At 25.8% G+C, this 19,491-nt stretch carries 18 protein-coding genes and 1 other annotated feature; all 18 genes read left to right on the top strand.

Features of this window, described 5'->3' with window-relative positions; translation table 11 throughout:
- Positions 1-5 precede the first annotated feature (5 nt).
- The 18 genes from Q0G30_RS00950 (at position 6) to Q0G30_RS00865 (ending at position 19,463) form a co-directional block, all read left to right on the top strand.
- Entirely contained in the window at positions 6-341 is a 336-nt protein-coding gene (locus Q0G30_RS00950) for a hypothetical protein (protein ID WP_294385313.1), read from the top strand.
- 20 nt (positions 342-361) lie between these two features.
- Positions 362-2,719 (top strand): endonuclease MutS2, encoded by a 2,358-nt coding sequence (locus tag Q0G30_RS00945; protein WP_294385310.1) that lies wholly within the window; start codon positions 362-364, stop codon positions 2,717-2,719.
- A 77-nt stretch (positions 2,720-2,796) separates the two neighbouring features.
- Positions 2,797-3,261, top strand: a complete 465-nt coding sequence (locus tag Q0G30_RS00940; RefSeq protein ID WP_294385309.1) for a DUF523 domain-containing protein — start codon at positions 2,797-2,799, stop codon at positions 3,259-3,261.
- The gene (locus Q0G30_RS00935) at positions 3,248-4,258 is read left to right on the top strand and encodes a hypothetical protein (protein ID WP_294385306.1); all 1,011 of its coding nucleotides are present in this window, start codon (positions 3,248-3,250) and stop codon (positions 4,256-4,258) included. The genes Q0G30_RS00940 and Q0G30_RS00935 overlap by 14 nt, the downstream gene beginning before the upstream one ends.
- A 140-nt stretch (positions 4,259-4,398) precedes the next feature.
- Complete coding sequence (locus Q0G30_RS00930; protein WP_294385303.1) at positions 4,399-5,214, top strand: amino acid ABC transporter substrate-binding protein; 816 nt, start codon at positions 4,399-4,401, stop codon at positions 5,212-5,214.
- A 53-nt stretch (positions 5,215-5,267) separates the two neighbouring features.
- The gene (locus Q0G30_RS00925; RefSeq protein ID WP_294385535.1) at positions 5,268-5,909 is read left to right on the top strand and encodes an amino acid ABC transporter permease; all 642 of its coding nucleotides are present in this window, start codon (positions 5,268-5,270) and stop codon (positions 5,907-5,909) included.
- A gap of 10 nt (positions 5,910-5,919) precedes the next feature.
- Positions 5,920-6,618, top strand: a complete 699-nt coding sequence (locus tag Q0G30_RS00920; RefSeq protein WP_294385300.1) for an amino acid ABC transporter ATP-binding protein — start codon at positions 5,920-5,922, stop codon at positions 6,616-6,618.
- 182 nt (positions 6,619-6,800) lie between these two features.
- A complete protein-coding gene (locus tag Q0G30_RS00915; protein WP_294385297.1) occupies positions 6,801-7,037 on the top strand; it encodes a DUF1292 domain-containing protein in 237 nt (78 codons plus the stop codon).
- A 170-nt stretch (positions 7,038-7,207) separates the two neighbouring features.
- Positions 7,208-8,089 carry a DMT family transporter gene (locus tag Q0G30_RS00910; RefSeq protein WP_294385294.1) on the top strand — a complete coding sequence of 294 codons (882 nt, stop codon included), beginning with the start codon at positions 7,208-7,210 and terminating at the stop codon, positions 8,087-8,089.
- Between the two features lie 109 nt (positions 8,090-8,198).
- Complete coding sequence (locus Q0G30_RS00905) at positions 8,199-11,075, top strand: SNF2 helicase associated domain-containing protein (RefSeq protein WP_294385292.1); 2,877 nt, start codon at positions 8,199-8,201, stop codon at positions 11,073-11,075.
- Positions 11,076-11,105: 30 nt separating this feature from the next.
- Complete coding sequence (locus tag Q0G30_RS00900) at positions 11,106-11,885, top strand: tetratricopeptide repeat protein (RefSeq protein WP_294385288.1); 780 nt, start codon at positions 11,106-11,108, stop codon at positions 11,883-11,885.
- Between the two features lie 51 nt (positions 11,886-11,936).
- Positions 11,937-12,299: a hypothetical protein gene (locus Q0G30_RS00895; protein WP_294385284.1), complete on the top strand. Its 363-nt coding sequence runs from the start codon at positions 11,937-11,939 to the stop codon at positions 12,297-12,299.
- A 117-nt stretch (positions 12,300-12,416) separates the two neighbouring features.
- Positions 12,417-12,950 carry an isopentenyl-diphosphate Delta-isomerase gene (gene idi, locus Q0G30_RS00890; RefSeq protein WP_294385281.1) on the top strand — a complete coding sequence of 178 codons (534 nt, stop codon included), beginning with the start codon at positions 12,417-12,419 and terminating at the stop codon, positions 12,948-12,950.
- 96 nt (positions 12,951-13,046) lie between these two features.
- Positions 13,047-13,391 (top strand): hypothetical protein, encoded by a 345-nt coding sequence (locus Q0G30_RS00885; RefSeq protein ID WP_294385280.1) that lies wholly within the window; start codon positions 13,047-13,049, stop codon positions 13,389-13,391.
- 47 nt (positions 13,392-13,438) lie between these two features.
- Positions 13,439-13,692, top strand: a binding site (T-box leader).
- A 111-nt stretch (positions 13,693-13,803) separates the two neighbouring features.
- Positions 13,804-14,352 (top strand): tryptophan transporter, encoded by a 549-nt coding sequence (locus Q0G30_RS00880; protein WP_294385279.1) that lies wholly within the window; start codon positions 13,804-13,806, stop codon positions 14,350-14,352.
- A gap of 155 nt (positions 14,353-14,507) precedes the next feature.
- Positions 14,508-14,921, top strand: coding sequence for a hypothetical protein (locus tag Q0G30_RS00875; protein ID WP_294385276.1), 414 nt, complete (start codon positions 14,508-14,510; stop codon positions 14,919-14,921).
- A gap of 237 nt (positions 14,922-15,158) precedes the next feature.
- Positions 15,159-18,356, top strand: a complete 3,198-nt coding sequence (pulA, locus tag Q0G30_RS00870; protein ID WP_294385273.1) for a type I pullulanase — start codon at positions 15,159-15,161, stop codon at positions 18,354-18,356.
- 138 nt (positions 18,357-18,494) lie between these two features.
- Positions 18,495-19,463 (top strand): DUF523 and DUF1722 domain-containing protein, encoded by a 969-nt coding sequence (locus Q0G30_RS00865; protein WP_294385271.1) that lies wholly within the window; start codon positions 18,495-18,497, stop codon positions 19,461-19,463.
- Positions 19,464-19,491 lie beyond the last annotated feature (28 nt).

The following is a 19,491-nucleotide window of genomic DNA, read 5'->3' as shown; positions in this document are numbered from 1 at the left end:
GCGCTATGAGAATACTAAATGTAGTGTTGTTAATTTCTGTATTTTTATTTGGAGTTATTCAAATGAGAAAATCATCATCTATAATTAAAACAAATTGGTTTAAAAATTTATCTTATAATGAAAAAGTTGAAGTAACAGCTAAAATAAAAGGTAATTGGAAAACAAGTATTATTTTACTTGCTATTGTCGTTTGTGCAATGTTAATTTTAATTTCTTCTTTTATTGGAAAAACTCATTATTATGAAAGTACAATTAATATGTTAATTTTAATTATAAATATTGTAGTAACAATACTATTAATTCTTAATAATCAAAAATTATCAAAAGATATAAAAAAATAGCGTTTATATAGGAGAAATTTATGAAGGAAAGAACTTTACGAATTTTAGAATTTAACAAAGTAAAAAATAAACTTAGAAATTATGCTGTAACTAGTGGTGGAAAGGAGTTGATAGATGCTCTTTCTCCATATAATTCAATTTATGAAGTTGAAAATAAACTAGAAGAGACTAATGAAGCTTTAGATATATTAATAAAAAAAGGAACTCCACCATTTGAAGGCTTACATGAAACAAAAGAAGAACTTGAGAGAGCTGGAAAAGGAGGCACATTAAATCCTGGTCAGTTAATAAAAATTGGATCAATGCTTAGATGTTCTAGAAGGTTTAAAGAGTATGTTTCAAGGAAAGAAGAAGAAATAGGATATAAACATCTTGAAGACTTAGCTTATATTTTAGTGCCACTAAAAAACCTTGAAAATGAAATTAATTCTGCTATTATTTCTGAAGATGAAATAAGTGATAAAGCAAGTGGAACTTTATATAACATAAGAAGAAGTCTAAAAGAAAAAAATTCATCTGTTAGAGAAAAAATTAATTCTATAGTTAGAGCTAATTCGAAGTATTTACAGGATTCTCTTTATACAATGAGAGGAGATAGATACGTAGTTCCTGTTAAATCAGAATATAAAGGTGCAGTACCAGGTCTTGTACATGATCAAAGTTCTACGGGAGCAACACTTTTTATTGAACCAATTAGTTTAGTTAATTTAAATAATGAAATCAAGGAATTAATGCTTAAAGAAAAGGCTGAAATAGAAAGAATATTAAGTGATCTTTCTGCAAAAGTTCATGATAATATTGATGCTTTAAGAAGTAATTCTAATATTTTAAGAGAATTAGATTTTATATTTGCTAAAGGTAAATATGCTTCTTCATTAAATGCAATAAAGCCAGCTGTTAGAAATGATAGGAGTTTTGATATTTTAGGTGGAAAACATCCTTTAATTGATCCTAAAGTAGTTGTTCCTTCTGATATATATTTAGGTGAGGAATTTACTACCCTTATGATTACAGGACCTAATACAGGTGGTAAAACTGTAACACTAAAAACTGTTGGTTTATTACATTTAATGGCCTTAAGCGGATTATTAATACCAGCAAAGGATGGATCTTCAATTGGATTCTTTAAGAATATTTTTGCAGATATAGGTGATGAACAAAGTATAGAACAATCATTATCAACTTTTTCATCACATATGACTAATATAGTAACAATTTTAGAGTCTGCTTCTTTTGATTCTTTGATACTATTTGATGAGCTAGGTTCAGGTACTGATCCAACTGAAGGTGCTGCATTAGCAGTGGCAATCATTGAAACTTTAAATAAACGAGGATGTAGAATTATAGCTACAACACACTATAGTGAATTAAAGGGATACGCTTTAAGAACAGTAGGTGTTGAAAATGCCTCTGTTGAATTTGATGTAGAAACCTTGAAACCTACATATAGATTATTAATAGGTGTTCCTGGTAAATCTAACGCTTTTGAAATATCGAAAAGACTTGGATTAAGTAATGATGTTATATTAAAGGCTAAAGATTTTATGTCCGAAGAAAACCTTCAATTTGAGGATTTAATTAGAGATCTTCAGGAAAAAAGCATATTAGCCAATCGTGATGCAAGAGAAGCTAAAAGAATTAAAGATGAAGCAGAAGCTCTAAAAAAGAAATATGATGAGAAGCTAAAAAAACTAGATATAATTAGAGATAAGGTTTATAATGAAGCTCGTCAAGAAGCTAAACAAATTATTTCTGATGCAAAAGATGAAGCTGATGAAATAGTAAAAGCAATGAGAGAACTTGAAAAAATGGGAATAGCTGAAGGTGGTAGAAATAGACTTGAAGAAGAAAGAAGAAAACTTAAAGCCAGCCTTGAAGAAAAAGAAGCAGCTATGATTAAATCTAGAGAAAATACTGGTGAAGCTATTACTAAAGTTACTCTTGGTATGGAAGCATTCCTACCATCATTAAATCAAAGAGTAATAATTGTATCAAACCCTGATAATAAAGGTGATGTACAGGTAGAAGCAGGAATAATGAAAATTAGCGTTAAGCTAAAGGATTTAAGAAAAGTTCCTGATGAACCAAAGAAAAAAGAAAAAAGAAAAAGAGAAGTTAAATTAAACATGAAGTCTGTTGATAGCAGAATAGACTTAAGAGGAATGGATTCTGAAGAAGCTTGCTATAGAACAGATAAATATTTAGATGAGGCATACTTAGGAAACTTAGGTGAAGTTACTATAGTTCACGGAAAAGGAACAGGAATATTAAGAAAAGCTATTAATGACATGTTAAAAAGACATCCACATGTAAAATCATATAGACTAGGTGTATATGGCGAAGGTGGAGATGGTGTAACCATTGTAGAATTAAAATAGAGTTAAATTAATAAATTAAATTCATTTTAACCCCTTTCTTAGTATGCTATAATTAAAGCATAGTAAGGAGGGGTTTTATGTATTTAATAAGCGCATGCTTGTGTGGAGTAAATTGTAAATACAATGGATTGAATAATTATAATGAAATATGTGATAAATTATTTACTTCTGGAAAAGCTATTTTAGTTTGTCCAGAACAATTAGGGGGATTACCTACACCGCGAATACCTAGCGAAATTATAGGGCAATCTTTAAATATGCTAAATAACAATAGATTAGTAATTGATAAAAATGGTAATGATGTAACGCCACAATTTATAAAAGGTGCACAAGAAACATTACAACTTGCAAAAAAATTAAACATAAAAAAAGCTATATTAAAAGATGGTAGTCCATCATGTGGTGTTAATTATATATATGATGGTAAATTTAACGGAACAAAAATAAAAGGTATGGGCATAACAGCACAATTATTAAAAGAATCATCTATAGATGTAATAAGTGAACTTGAATTAGGAGGTAACATAAATGGGGATATTTGATTTTTTTAAAAGAAAAAAAGATATTGAAGAGAACATTGATTTAGAAGAAGCTTTAAATATAAAAGAAATAAAAGAAGAAGATAATACTATTATAAATACTATAAATAATGAAACTGATAACTTTAATTATAATTTTGTAATAGATAATGTAGAAGAGTTTCATAATAGAAGTGAACTTACACCAGAGGAATTAAAATCTTTAATAACTGGTGAAATATTAAAAGTAGTTGATAAGTCTCAAAGCTTTGATTCCATGGAAGTATATGCAAAGGAAGCTGCAAGGGCAATAGGAATAGAAAATATACAACCCTTAACAGAATATCTATATGGTGGTATTTCAAAACCTAGTGCATTAAAAGGAAGATATAATGGATTAGGAGCTTGGCCTAATGCTGTAAAGAATGCCGTTTTAACTATATTATATTCATTTAATGAAAATAGTGTTGATGAATTATTGAAAATAGCTAATGATAAATCTAGTAGTAGCATAAAAGCCGTAAACTTATTATGTAAAATGGCAGCTAAAGGAATTGAAGAAGATAAAATTATAGATTCTATTATTTATATAATGGAGAATTTTAGTGATGAAAATATAATTTCAACATTAGGTTTTTTATCACAAGTTAAAAATAATCCAAAGGTTTTAAGAACTCTAGAAATTTACTTTAAAAAATATATCTATGATAATAATATTGAGTCGGCATATGATGTTACATTAAGCATAATAAATAATGTAGGAAAATTTACAAGAGAACAATTAATATTTTTGAAAGCAGTAGCACTTAGTGACGAAGTATTAGAATTATCTTTAATTTTGAAGAACGAGAACGGTGAATTTGATTTATCATCTGTAGATGAAGATTTAAGACTTAAAGCAGCTTTAAGTTTTTACTCTTTACATAATAAGGATGAAGAAATAAACAGTAAATTAATATATCTAAGAGATAACTCCTTAGATATGGAACTTAGAAAATATTTAACTGATATTTTAGGTTAATTTTAAATATTGTAATAAAAATGATGAATTTATATTCATCATTTTTTTATTTATATCATAATATAAAAAAAGATTAATTTTAATACTTTAACATATTAAAGTATTAAATAAAAAAGTATTTGATAAGGGGGTATATATTTATGAATTTTTGCAAATTAATAAAAAATATATTTTTAGGAGGAAGTATTTTAGTTTTAATAATTGCAGGTATTGGATGCTCTAATAAAGCATCTGAAAGTACATTAGATAAAGATATACTTATTGTTGGAATGGATGATGCATTTGCGCCAATGGGGTTTAAAGATGAGTCTGGTGAAATAACTGGTTTTGATGTTGATTTAGCAAAAGAATTAGGTAAAAGGCTAAATAAAGAAATTATTTTTCAGCCAATTGATTGGACAATGAAAGAATCTGAACTAAAGTCAGGTAACATAGATCTAATATGGAATGGATATACAATAACAGAGGAAAGGAAAAATAAAGTAGACTTCTCAGTTCCATATTTAAAAAATAAACAAGTTATAGTAACACTAGCTGATAGCAATATTAATTCAAAATCAGATTTAGCTAATAAAAAGGTTGGTGCACAAAGCGAATCCTCAGCGGTTGCTGCAATGGAGAAAGAAGAGGACTTATATGCTAGTTTTAATGGTGGATGTGCTATTACTTTTGAAGATAATAATCAAGCTTTAATGGATTTAGAAGCTGGTAGGATTGATGCTGTAGTAGCAGATGAAATTCTTGTAAGATACTATTTAAACTTAAAGGGTGAAGATAAATTTAAAATATTAGATGATAACTTTGGAGATGAAGAGTACGGTGTTGGCATAAGAAAAGGTGATACAGAGATGGTAGATGCCTTTAACAAAGCTTATAAAGAAATGCAAAAAGATGGAACATTACAAGAAATATCAAAAAAATGGTTTAATGAAGATATTACAATAAAATCTGAATAAACAAAAAGGGAGTAACTAAATTGGAAAATATAATAGTCACAATTAATACATTTATAAATTACTTTTTCACCTTATTGCCACAAGTTTTAGAAGGGTTAAAGCTAACACTTGAACTATTTATTTTAACATTAATATTAGCTATTCCTCTAGGAATTGTTGTTGCATTAGGTAGGCTATCTAAAGTAAAAATCATTAATAAAATAACAAAATTTTATATTTTAATAATGAGGGGAACTCCTCTTCTTCTACAAATAGTATTTATATTTTTTGGGCTTCCTAATCTAAATATTGTAATAGATAGATTTCCAGCTGCTATAATTGCATTTACATTAAACTACGGTGCATACTTTGGGGAAATTTTTAGAGCAGGCATATCCACAGTAGATATAGGTCAATATGAGGCATCTCATGTATTAGGTTTATCAAAAAAAGATACATTCTTTAGAATAATTCTTCCACAAGCTTTTAAAATTGTATTACCACCTGTATCAAATGAAATAGTAACTTTAGTAAAAGATACAGCTTTAGTATATGTTATAGGATTAGATGAATTATTAAGAGTTGGTAAAATAGCTTGTAATAGAGATTCCTCCTTACTACCATTACTAATTATCGGAATAGTTTATCTAATTCTTATAGGAATTTTAACAAAGATATTAGACAAGCTTGAAAAAAAATATCAATACTATAATTAAGAGGTGGATTATGTTAAAGATTAGAAGGCTAAAAAAAACTTTTGGCAATACAACAGTATTAAAAGATGTAAATCTAGATATAAGTGAAGGTGAAATTGTTGTAATAGTAGGACCATCCGGTGGTGGAAAAACCACTTTACTTAGAACAATAACAGGTTTAGAGACATGTGAAGAAGGCAGTATAGAAATTAATGGAGAAATTCTTTGTAAAAATGGAACGTATGCAGATAAAAAATTAATTAATAATATTAGAAAAAATATAGGGCTTGTTTTCCAAGGATTTAATCTTTTTCCTCATAAATCTGTATTAGAAAATATTATTGAAGCTCCCATTAGAGTATTAGGCGAAAACAAAGATACTGCAATACAAAATGCAAATGAAATTTTAACATTTTTAGGATTATTAGATAAGGCTAATAACTATCCTTGTGAATTATCTGGTGGACAGAAACAAAGAGTAGCTATTGGTAGAGCTTTAGCATTGAAACCTAAATTAATGTGTTTTGATGAACCAACTTCGGCTTTAGATCCATCATTAACAAAGGATGTTGCTTCATTAATTAAAAGTTTGAGTAAAAATGGTATGTCTATGCTTATAATTACTCATGATATGGAATTTGCAAAGCTTGTTTCTAATAAAATTGTATCCATGGATTCAGGAAAAATCATAGATAGGCATATATATAATGATAAAATTGAAATATCATAAAATCCTATTATGTAAAATTAAACTGTTAATTTAATGCAGTATTAATTGATAATTTAACACTAAAATGACATTTTTATTAAAAGAGAACATAAGTTCTTATGTGTGTTTTTTATAAACATATATAATAATTTCCTCTTCTTTTTATAATACTAATACTATTAATGTTATAAGGAGAGATTAAAATGTCTGAAAAAACTATGAAATTTACAGATGAAGCAGGAAATAAAATTGAATATGCTATATTAGAGCAGAAGCTAATTAATAAAACTGAATATGTTGCAATGGCTCCAATAAATAATAAAAGCGATGTAGAAATATTTAAAATTGCTTTTGATAAGGATTGGAATGAAACATTAATTCAAGTTGAATCTCAAAATGAATTAAATATGGTTAGACAAGTATCTAGCATTAAATTTTAAATAAGTAAAGAAAGATCTATAAAAATAGTATTATCTCTATTCACTATAGGGTGTTCTACTAAAAAATAGATCTTTTTTTATTTAAATTTATATCTTAATTAATAATTAGATATAGATGATGATTATTATTTATGGTAATCTATAAAAAGAAAAGTTTTTTAGGAGGATATATGAAAAACATAACATTAAGTAATAGAACAAAAGGAGTTTTATTTATAATAATATCTGCATTTGGATTTGCTATGATGTCTGCTTTTGTTAAGCTTTCAGGAGACTTACCATCTTTTCAAAAGACGTTTTTTAGAAATATAACATCTTGTATAATTGCATTTGTATTAATACTTATTAATAAAGAAAGTTTCTTTGGAAAATTAGAAAACCAGAAAATTTTAATTTTACGCTCATTATTCGGTACATTGGGAATAGTTTTCAACTTCTATGCAATAGATAAATTAGTATTATCTGATGCTAATATGTTAAATAAATTAAGCCCTTTCTTTGTAATAATATTTAGCGCTCTTTTCTTAAAAGAAAAAATAAATCTAAAACAAGGACTAGCTATTATTGTAGCTTTTATAGGAGCATTATTTATAATTAAACCACAATTCAATTTTGATATGATTCCTTCATTAATTGGTGTATGTGGTGCTATATGTGCAGCTGCTGCTTATACATGCTTAAGAGTTCTAGGTGGAAAAGAGAAATACTATACTATTGTATTTTACTTTTCATTCTTTTCTACAATAGTTATATTGCCATTTATGTTAATTGTATATAAAGAAATGTCTATGTTACAGTTTATTTATTTAATCTTAGCTGGTATATTTGCTAGTATTGGACAATTTGGTATTACTATAGCTTATAAATATGCAAAGGCAAAAGAAATATCTATATTTGACTATAGTAACATCCTTTTCTCAGCAATAATAAGTATAGTTTTATTTGGTGTTATCCCAGATTATCTAAGTGTTCTTGGATATATAATTATATTTGCTGTATCACTATATATGTTTTTATACAATAAAAAATTAGATAAAATTGAAAATCAGTAAATTGATAAAAAAGCCCTACTAATTTATAGTATGGCTTTTTTTACTCTCTCACTACTTCTAAATACTTATTTACATATGATATAATTAAAAATTGTAAAGGAGGAGGAATATGTATAATAATAAAAACTCAAATGTTTTAGACATCCTTCTTAGAGATAAAAATAAAGAAGAATTAAAGATAGAACTATATTTAAATAAAATAGACTATAAAGGGCAGCTTTCTATAGAATTTAAAATTGGATTAAAAAATAAACCTTCTAATAAATTAAATATAATAAGAGATATAAGACAATTTCTAGTATATTATGAAAATAACATATCTCTAAAATATAGTAATGATTTCACATTTGATATAAATAAGCAATACTTTTCAGGTAAAGATCTTGCTTTAATTGATTTTATTTATGAACTTCTAGAAATAGAAGGTAATAAACCTAAATATCTAAAATCTAATGACAAATTAATTGAAGGTAAGTATATATATCCGCCTAAGTATTTAATTAAAGAATTATTTTATATTATAAAAGATCATCGTGTTTACTTTAATGATGGATTCTTTAATAGACCTGTTGATTGTGAGATACTATTCGGCAACCCATATATAGAAATCAACTTAGAATATATAGATAAAGAATATAGACTACAGCTTCTATCTGACTTACCTATAATACTAAATAACAATTATAATGTTTTATTTAAAGGTACCACTATATATTTACCTGAGAGAACTTTTATTAATAAAATAAAACCTTATTTTCAAATCTTTCAAAAAGATAATAAAATTATTATTCCAAAAAGTGAAGAGGAAAGAGTTTTAAAAGAACTTATTCCAACCCTTAATAATATAAGTGATAATTTAATATTATCTTCTAACATTAAAGAAAAGGTTGTTTTAGCTAAACCAAAATTCAACTTTTATTTTAATAAGGAAAATAACTTTGTGCTAATGACTTTAAAAGTTCAATATGATAAATTTGAGTTTAATATCTTTAATGAATTTGATGAAAAAATAATATATCGAGATTTTAATAAAGAACAAGAGGTTATGTCAGCTTTAAAATCACTTGGATTTGATTCTGTTAATGATAAGTATTACTTAACATTAGGTGATGATTATATATATAATTTCTTTAAAAATAAGGTTCATGAATTGCAAAAATTTGGTGAAGTCTATTATTCAGAAAATTTCAAAGGAATTCGTAGGATAGACTCTAAGGGGATAATGGGTCATATATCTGCTGGGAAATATGATTATTTTGAATTAAAATTTGATATAAAAGACATTCCACAATTTGAAATAAGTAATGTTTTAAGATCCTTTAGAGATAATTTAAAATACTATAAACTTGAAAATGGCGAATATTTAGATTTAGAGTCCTTAGAACTAAATAATTTTTTAAAACTAATAGATAATCTTAATTCTTGTAATAATATAAAAAATAACACAATAGAATTTCATAAAAGTAAAGGCTTATACGCAAATGAATTTATAAAAGAAAATAATATAAAATTTATGAAGGGAATTGGGTATCTAAGAAATCTTAAATCACAATTTAATAATATAAATAAATTAAAATATGAACTTCCAAGAGAGTTTGTTGGAGAGCTTAGACAATACCAATATACTGGTTATTGTTTTTTAAGAACTTTATATAACCTAGGATTTGGTGGAATATTAGGAGATGAAATGGGATTAGGGAAAACCATACAAACCATTGCATTTATATCTTCTATTAAAGGTGAACCTTCATTGATTATAGCTCCCTCTTCACTAGTTTTTAACTGGAAACAAGAATTTAGCAAATTTGCTCCTGCATTAAATGTTAAATTAATTACAGGAGGAATAGATGATAGAAGTAAAATTTTAGACAATACTGAAAAATATGATGTTCTAATAACTACATATTCACTATTTAAAAATGATATAGATAAATACTTAAATATAGATTTTAATTGTGTGATATTAGATGAAGCACAAAATATAAAAAACTATACATCACAAAATTCAATATGTGTAAAAAAACTCAATAGTAAAAGTAAGTTTGCTCTTACAGGAACTCCTATTGAGAATTCTTTATTAGAGTTATGGTCTATATTTGATTTTATAATGCCTGGATACTTATTTGATAGGGATACTTTTATAGTTAAATATTATAGAAGATTTATGGATAATAATGAATTATCTATTGAGTTTAAAAACTTAATAAAACCTTTTATATTAAGAAGACTAAAAAAGGATGTTCTTAAAGAACTTCCTCTAAAAATCGAAAAAATTATTGAGGTAGAACTTCCTAAATCCCAACAAAAAGTTTATAGCATTTATAATAATAAGGTTATAGATTTAATTGAAAAGAAAATACGTGATGATGAGTTTTCTAATGGTAAGATAGAAATACTATCATATATAACAAAATTAAGGCAAATAGCATTAGATCCAAGCGTTGTACTAGAAAGTTATCAAGGTGAAAGTGGTAAAATAGATGCTTTAATAGAATTATTGCATCAATGTAATGATGAAGGTCATAAAATATTAGTCTTTTCTCAATTTACTTCTGTTTTGCACAATATAAGAAGAAGACTAGAAATAGAAAATTTGAAATATTGTTATTTAGATGGTACACTGTCACATAAGAAAAGAAATGAGGAAGTAGACACTTTTAATAAAAGTAATATACCCATATTTCTAATAAGTTTAAAGGCTGGTGGTACCGGACTAAATCTTCAAAGTGCAGATGTTGTTATACACTTTGATCCATGGTGGAATCCATCTGTAGAAGCTCAAGCAAGCGATAGAGCTCATAGAATAGGTCAAAAAAATATTGTTGAAGTAATAAAGCTTATAGCAAAAGATACAATAGAGGAAAAGGTTATTAAACTACAAAATGAGAAAAAGCAATTAATAAATAAAATTTTAGATGATAACTCTCTAGACACTAATAATATTTTTGAACTATCAAAAGATGAAATACTAAGATTATTTGAATAATCTTGCTAAAATACAATAAAAAGAGGTATTATGATGGAATTAAATAAAGACTTTTTAGAAAAATATAATGATTTAATGAATGAAGATGTTGAATTAGCTCTTGACTTTTCATTAAATGCATTAAAGAAAAGTAATAATTCAGATTTTTATGCATATATTGCTGATTGTTATATGTCATTAGATGAATTTGATAAAGCTGTGAGTACTTTAAAAACTGGCTTAGATAATAATTGTACTAACATTACATATGCTAAAAGCTTATTAGGAGAATCTTTATTTTACTTAAATAAATTTGATGAAAGTAAGTCTGTATTTGAAGAGTTAAGAGTAGAAAATCCTACTAGTTTTTTTGTTACAGCTTACTTAATTGATATTAATATTAATTTAAATAAATATGAAGAGGCTATTAACTTAGGTGAGGATATATTAAACTATAATGTATTAAATTCTAATGATACTGCATATATATTAATTAATTTAGGATGGATTAATCTAAAATATCTAAATAATAAAGATAAAGCACTAGACTTCTTTAATAAAGCATTAGATATTGATGAAAGTGTTGGTAGAGCCTATATTGGATTAGGTGAATACTATTTTAGTATTGGAGATTATAACAGCTCATTAGTAAATTATGAAAAAGCAATAGATTTACAAGAAGGTACAATAGATGTATATTTCGGTATTGCAATGTGTTATAAAGCACTAAAACAATATGATGATGCTTTAACTTATTTATATATAGTACATGATGCAGATAATACTAATGAAACATATATAAAAGAAATTAGAGAAATAGAAAAGTTATAAATTTGAATTAAGTTTAAAAAAAGTGATTATACTAAGGTTGAGGTGATACTTATGTACCAAAGTATAGGAATAAACTTAAGCAAAAATTTAGATGCAGCTACAAAAAAAATAAAAGTTCCTGCTATTACTCAAAGAGCATATTACAAAGACTTAGATAATTGTGAAGAAGAATTTATTAATTTTTATAAATCTGATTCTGATTATAATAATATTGATTATGATGATAGTATTAACTATTTAGATGATGATTATGATGATTCTATAGATGATGATTCTGAATGTTCATGTGAATGCTGTAATATTAATTCAATAATGGATAAAATGAAGAATATAGATTCTAAGGTTGCAATTATGGCTGGAGTAGGTGCTTTAATAGGATTTATTGGTTTGTATAAATTGCTTAAAAGAAGATAAAGTATTTATAAATATTTTAAAATAAGCGTCGTAAATTACTAGCGACGCTTATTTTATCTAAGATATCTCAATTCTATAAAAGATTATTTATAAAAAGTTATTAAGGAGATTTTTGAAATGAAAGAAATTATAATTTGTGTTGATGAAAAAGATAAAGAACTGGGATATATTGAGAAAATGGATGCTCATATTAAAGGAGTACTTCATAGAGCATTATCAGTATTTATTTTTAATGAAAAAAATGAACTACTTTTACAAAAAAGATATAGTGGAAAATATCATTCACCTAGTCTTTGGACAAATACTTGTTGTACACATCCTAATAAAAATGAAGATACAGCTTATGCTGCTAAAAGACGTTTGCAAGAGGAAATGGGATTTTCTTGTGATTTAAAAGAGGTATTTTCTTTTATCTATTATATTAAGTTTGATAATAACCTTATAGAACATGAATTTGATCATGTATACTTTGGTAAATATTCAGATAAGGTTTATATAAATCCCTTGGAAGTTGAAGATTATAAATGGATATCAATAAATGAAATAAAAACTGATTTAAAAAACAATCCAGAAGCCTATACTTATTGGTTTAAATATATAATGGAAAATCATATAAAAGAAATTGAAGAAAGCTTAGATTTTTTAGAGTAATATAATATATTAAAAACTATTGTAAGTAAATTAATAGTACTATAAAATATTTTATATAAAATATAATATTTTACAAATGAAAGGAAATAACTAAATATGAATAATAGAAAGCCACAAGAATATATAGCTAATATAGCAAAAGCCTCATCTTACTTTGCATTTAAAAATGGTCCAATTAAAGAACTATGTAAAGAAGGAAAAATTTCCGAAGAAGAAATGAATAATATACAATCATATATGCAAAATCATTTAGCTTATCTTTATACAGTATTACTTGAAGAAAATAATCTAAAAAAATTTGACTTAGTAATAAGTACTATGAATAAATTTTATGTAGATGATAAAGAAGAAGTGTTCTTAGTTGATGATGGCTTCGATAAGTTTTATGAAAACTTATTTCCACAGGTTTCAAATATATCAATAAATAATATTAAAAAATAATATTGACTTTTTTCCAATTTATGCATAATATAATATTAAAGATAAATTTAAATTCTTAGACAAGGGATAGTAGTATATCTTAGTTTCATTAAAGAGAGTTAAGGCTGGTGAGATCTTAGCAAGAAAGAGTTATATGAATGGGCCTTAGAGAAGTAAAGGGAAAAGATTTCTTAGTACCGGATACCGTAGCCTACACGTTATAGTAGGACAAGTATCTTAGTACTTGGTTTTAAGTGATGAAATTTATTATTTATTTTTCATAAATTAGGTGGTACCGCGGATTATTTACTCCGTCCTATTTTTTATAGGATGGAGTTTTTTTATTTTTATAAAATTAAAGAAGGTGATAATTATGGTATGAAAAGTAGCTAATTTTAAAATTTATTATTATTTAAATTTAGGGGGAATATCAATGAAAACAAATATAAATACAAAAAAAATGATTATTAATGCTCTTCTTTTAGCTATAGGTGCTATATTACATCAAATTACTCCGGCTTTAGGTCTACCAATGCAACCTGATTTTGCTTTAGCAATGCTTTTTATTATAATGATAATTAATAATAATGATTATAAAACATCTCTAATTGCAGCAATAATTACAGGGATATTTACTGCTTTAACAACTAAATTTCCTGGGGGGCAACTACCTAATATTATAGATAAGATAGTTACTGTAAATTTAATGTATATTATTTTATTATCTTTAAATAAGATAATAAAATATATAAATATTAATAATATCAAAGAAAAACTATTAGTAATAATAAGCTTTCCTTTAGGGACATTAATAAGTGGAACTACTTTTTTATTATCTGCTCAATATATTGTGGGATTACCAGCTGACTTTTCAATACTTTTTGTAACTGTCGTAATTCCAGCACTTTTTATAAATACAATAGGCGGATTTATTCTTTATGAAGCAATAAGTATATCATTAAAGAGAGTTATAAAAATATAAAATATTAAAATGCAAAATTAAAAATTATTATTTGCTGTTGATATTTATACTTTATTTTGTTAAATTATAAATAAGATTTTTGGATATAATATCTTTTGCAAAAATTATATTAACTTTTGCAAAAAACAAATTAAAACCTAGGAGGAAATAGAGTAGTGTATATAGCGTTTGGAAATAGAGTTTTAGATAGTAAGGATATTAAAAATATAATTGAAGAAAATACTGAATTTAAGGTAATAAAGGATATGAGTAAGGGTTCTAAAAGAGAAGATATAATTGCTTTCAACTTAAGTGTAAGTATTGATGTGTTAAATGAAGAAATAGCAGAAAGTATTAATATTAATGAATTAGATGAGGATTCTTTATTTGATGAATATATGGCTTCTACAGAAGAATTAGGTTTTGAACTAGAAGAATACTTACCGGAAGATTCTATAATAGATTTTAAGGCCTATAAATGGGAACCATCTGATAATGATATAAAGGCTGTTTTAGTAATGGCTAATGATGAATTAGGATATAATAAACTTAAAGATGTAATGAGAAGATTATTAACACAAGTTGAATAAATTTAAAATTCAATTTATATGATATTAGCTTAAGTTTCTAAATAAATACTTTAATTGTGAAACAAGATAAAACGTTTTATAAAATGTCTTATCTTGTTTTTTTTATAGACTTTTATAGGAAAATCCCCTTAAAAATGTTACAATTATTTCATACTATGGTTAAAATATATATTTTCGCTTACTTTTAATGTATTTATCATTAGATTTTAGACTAGAATTATATAGCGGGGTGTTTATATGAAAAGTACTAATTATATTGAAAAATTCGAAATAAACGATAATGAAAGAGGAAGTTACTCGGTAGATTTATGTCCTCTTTCTAATACAATAAGATTTACAGCAAAATATGATGGTTGTATCTATGGATATGTAGTAGGTGATTTCAATGCTTGGGAGAAGTCAGAAGATTATAAATTAAACTGGCAAGTAGATACAAATGATGGTGTTCTTAAAATGATTAGAGAGATAAATTTTCCACAAGGTCTTAAACCAGGAGAATATAGATATAAATATATATTAATTGACTGTAATGGAAATGAAATATGGATAGATTCAGAAGGAAACGAAAAAAACAGTTTTAGTTTTATATGGGAAAAAATCACTGATATAATAAAAATCTATTCATCTAATAATATAGTAACTTATAAAAGACCGGTAGAACTAATTGGTGTATGTACTGGTTTATATGGAAGAATATCACTTCCTGAAATGACATGGTCATTAGAAAAAGATATTGATGGTGTAAAAATAGAAAATGGCTACCTAATAGTAAATGATAATGTGAAGGAAGGAACTGAAATTATTGTTTGTGGAAAAGTTATTGATAAAGATTTAATTGCTACTAAGAAAATAATTGTTGAAAGCAATAAATATAGTGGTACATTAGTACATTTTTATTTAGAAGATAATAACTATCAAGGTCATGATTATATATGGAATTGCTGGTTATTTGGTGAGAATTGTAATGGTGAAGAAAGAGATTTTGCATTCAATACTGATTATGGATTTGCTTCATATATAAAAGAAGATTACTTAATTATTCGAAAAAAACAATGGGGAAATAATTGGATAAATTATTGGTCAGAGCAAACCAATACTTATGATTTAAAAGGAAATTATAAAGACATATATATAGCCTATGGTGATGCAAGGAGATATACATCTCTAAAATCTGCTATAATAGCAACTCAAACTAATATAAAGTTTGCTATTATGGATGATTATAATAAAGTAAAAGTGTATCTTTCAAGTGAACCTTTATTAGGGGCTGATTTTGAATTATATTTAAATGGTGAGAAAGTTGAAGGAACCTCTTCTATAATACGCGGAAAAGAAGTTATTATAACTAATATTCCTAAACATATACGTGCTAATGACTTACTTTTAGTTTCTGCTTCTAATTCTTATAAACCTTATAAAGTACTATTTAGAAAATTTTTAGATAAATTCTACTACTCAAAGGAAGATTTAGGAATAGTTTATCTAAATACTGCAATTTCTTTTAAGCTTTGGGCTCCTACAAGTTACAAAGTAGAATTATTACTCTATAAAGAATGGTATATTAATGAAGAAGATCCATCAAGCAAATATCCTATGATATATGATTATAAAACAGGAGTATATACAACTGTTATAAATAAAGATGATGCAAATGAAATGTATTATTTGTATAAAATTTATTTCAAGGATATTGATATAAACGGTAAACTATGTGATAAGATAACCTATGCAGTAGATCCATATGCAACTTCAGTTTGTGTTAATGGTGATAAGGGGTATGTACTAGACATAAATGATAAAAGTACAAAGCCCTACGGCTTTATAAATCATGCTATACCTGAATTAAAAAGAAAAGAAGATTCTATTATCTATGAAATGCATATAAGGGATTTTACAATTGATGAAAGTTCTGGTGTAAATGATAGTCTAAGGGGAACTTATTTAGGAGCAGTTCAAGAAAATACAGTATATAAAGATATTAATAGTGGAAAAACTGTTACAACAGGATTAGATCACTTGGTAGAATTAGGAATAACGCACGTTCATTTAATGCCAGTTTTTGATTTTGGTTCAGTAGATGAACGTTTTCCAAGTTCTAATAATAGGAATTGGGGATACGATCCGAAAAACTTTAATGCTCCAGAAGGTAGCTACTCAACAAATCCCTATAATCCAATAACAAGAATTATTGAACTAAGAGAAATGATTATGAAATTTCATTCAAAAGGTATTAGAGTTGTTATGGATATGGTTTATAATCATATGATGAGTACTGTGAATATGGATAATATTGTTCCAGGATATTACTTTAGAACTGATTCCCTTGGAAGATTTACTAATGGATCTGGTTGTGGAAATGAACTTGCAACTGAAAGACCAATGGTGAGAAAATTTATAGTAGATTCATGCATGCACTGGATAAGAAATTATAAAATTGACGGATTCAGATTTGATCTAATGGAACTAATTGATATAAATACTACTAAAGAAATAGTTCGTAAATCTATTAAACTTGATCAAAACTTTTTAATTTACGGTGAGCCTTGGAAAGGCGGAAACTCACCTTTAATGAACGGAACATTCAAAGGCTCTCAAAGAAATGAAAATTTTTCAGTCTTTAATGATACCTTTAGAGATGCAATAAGAGGAGATAATAATCCATCAAATGGATTTATAAATGGTAAGCAGCATAATAATATTTGTAATTGGACTATAATTGAGGGATTAAAAGGTTCTATTTATACATTAACATCTAATCCAAAAGAAAGTATAAACTATGTAGATGCACATGATAATTATACCCTTTGGGATCAAATAGAAAAAAGTCAAAATCTATCTTTATCTCAAGGTAATTACAGAAAAAATATAGGTATTTACCCATTAGATAATATCTTGGTAAGACAGAACTTATTAGGTTTAGCAATATTATTTACAGCTCAAGGAATTCCATTTATTCAGCATGGATCGGAATTTTTAAGGACAAAACAAGGGGATCATAATAGTTATAGAAGTAGCGATGAAATAAATTCAATTAAGTGGAGTGACAAGTATAGATTTAGAGATGTATTTAATTATATTAAAGGATTAATAGATATAAGAAAAAAATTACCATATTTCAACATAGATAATGTTGAGATTATAAAAAACAAAGCAAAGTTTATATTTGCTAATAATAATGAAAATAGTGGAGTTATAATAAACCATATTGATTTAAGTGAATATGATAATGGGGAAATTATAGTTATTTATAATGCTACAGACATTGATAATTATGATGTAAATTCTTATATACCTATTTCTAAAACTGGATATTGGAATATCATTGCTAATGATAAGATATCAGGATTAAAAATATTAGAGAAAGTTAATTGTAATGAAATTCCAAAATTAAAATCATTTTCGATAATGATTTTATGTAATAAAATTAATAAATAATACCTTCCTTATAACACTATAAAATATCTTATTTTATAATTTGATATTTTATAGTGTTATTTTCTTTATAATTTCCCTTTGTATAAATAATATAGATTAGAGAAAAAATAATTATATAATCATCAGAAAGGATAGATAATGATAGTGAATACTAATAAGCCAATTATAGTTATAAGTAAATGTTTAGGTTTTGAAAGTTGTAGATATAACGGAAATATTGAACAAAATGAATTTATAGATAAACTAAGTAAATACGTTGAAGTTATACCAGTTTGCCCTGAGGTAGAATGTGGATTAACCATTCCAAGAAATCCTATTAGAATAGTTGAAATAGATAATAAAAGGGAGCTTGTTCAACCTAAGGATAATAGAATTATCACAGAGGATATGATACATTTTTCTGAAGAATTCTTAAAAAAGCTAAATGCTGTTGATGGGTTTATATTAAAATGTAAATCACCTTCTTGTGGAGTTAAAGATGCTAAAATATATACAACATTTGAAAAGGGTAGAGCTATAAGACGTGAGAAGGGATTCTTTACCGAAGCTGTTTTAAAGCATTTCCCCTATATACCTATTGAAGATGATGGAAGATTAACAAATTTTAAGATACGTGAACATTTCTTAGCTAGAATTTTTATATTATGTGATTTTAGAAATGCTAAAAGTACTCTTGACTTTGAAAAGCTTAAGAAATTTCATTTAAAAAATACTTTATTATTTTTATCCTATAGCCAAAAGTACTCTAGAATACTTGATGAATTTATTTATAAAGATAAAATTGAAAATTTAGAATCATTATTTAAAGAATACGAATTCTATCTTCATAGATTATTAGAAAAAGCTCCTAGATATACATCTAATATTAATGTTTTATTAAAATCATTAGATCAATTTAATGACAAAATATCTTCTGATGAGATGCAATTTATTTGGAGTACAATTGATAAATATCAAAATGGATATGTACCATTTTCTGTTCCCCTATACTTGGTTAAAAGCTATATTATTAGATTTGATCTTAATCATTTGATTGATCAGACATTTTTTATGCCCTATCCAGAAGATCTGGTTCTTGTTAATGATTCAGGTAAATTAATTCACTAATATTTATTAGTAAGATTAAATTTTAAAT

Source organism: uncultured Clostridium sp., assembly GCF_934754925.1.
Lineage (GTDB): Bacteria > Bacillota > Clostridia > Clostridiales > Clostridiaceae > Clostridium.
Note: the sequence above shows the minus strand (reverse complement) of the source record. Positions and strands in the feature narration are given on the sequence as shown.

What these genes read in the sequence shown, in the direction of transcription:
- Q0G30_RS00945 (WP_294385310.1), top strand. Translation starts at nt 362, where the DNA reads ATGAAGGAAAGAACTTTACGAATTTTAGAATTTAACAAAGTAAAAAAT.
- Q0G30_RS00905 (WP_294385292.1), top strand. Translation starts at nt 8,199, where the DNA reads ATGTATAATAATAAAAACTCAAATGTTTTAGACATCCTTCTTAGAGAT.
- Q0G30_RS00935 (WP_294385306.1), top strand. Translation starts at nt 3,248, where the DNA reads ATGGGGATATTTGATTTTTTTAAAAGAAAAAAAGATATTGAAGAGAAC.
- Q0G30_RS00950 (WP_294385313.1), top strand. Translation starts at nt 6, where the DNA reads ATGAGAATACTAAATGTAGTGTTGTTAATTTCTGTATTTTTATTTGGA.
- Q0G30_RS00915 (WP_294385297.1), top strand. Translation starts at nt 6,801, where the DNA reads ATGTCTGAAAAAACTATGAAATTTACAGATGAAGCAGGAAATAAAATT.
- Q0G30_RS00910 (WP_294385294.1), top strand. Translation starts at nt 7,208, where the DNA reads ATGAAAAACATAACATTAAGTAATAGAACAAAAGGAGTTTTATTTATA.
- Q0G30_RS00930 (WP_294385303.1), top strand. Translation starts at nt 4,399, where the DNA reads ATGAATTTTTGCAAATTAATAAAAAATATATTTTTAGGAGGAAGTATT.
- Q0G30_RS00920 (WP_294385300.1), top strand. Translation starts at nt 5,920, where the DNA reads ATGTTAAAGATTAGAAGGCTAAAAAAAACTTTTGGCAATACAACAGTA.
- Q0G30_RS00895 (WP_294385284.1), top strand. Translation starts at nt 11,937, where the DNA reads ATGTACCAAAGTATAGGAATAAACTTAAGCAAAAATTTAGATGCAGCT.
- Q0G30_RS00885 (WP_294385280.1), top strand. Translation starts at nt 13,047, where the DNA reads ATGAATAATAGAAAGCCACAAGAATATATAGCTAATATAGCAAAAGCC.
- Q0G30_RS00940 (WP_294385309.1), top strand. Translation starts at nt 2,797, where the DNA reads ATGTATTTAATAAGCGCATGCTTGTGTGGAGTAAATTGTAAATACAAT.
- idi (WP_294385281.1), top strand. Translation starts at nt 12,417, where the DNA reads ATGAAAGAAATTATAATTTGTGTTGATGAAAAAGATAAAGAACTGGGA.
- Q0G30_RS00880 (WP_294385279.1), top strand. Translation starts at nt 13,804, where the DNA reads ATGAAAACAAATATAAATACAAAAAAAATGATTATTAATGCTCTTCTT.
- pulA (WP_294385273.1), top strand. Translation starts at nt 15,159, where the DNA reads ATGAAAAGTACTAATTATATTGAAAAATTCGAAATAAACGATAATGAA.
- Q0G30_RS00900 (WP_294385288.1), top strand. Translation starts at nt 11,106, where the DNA reads ATGATGGAATTAAATAAAGACTTTTTAGAAAAATATAATGATTTAATG.
- Q0G30_RS00865 (WP_294385271.1), top strand. Translation starts at nt 18,495, where the DNA reads ATGATAGTGAATACTAATAAGCCAATTATAGTTATAAGTAAATGTTTA.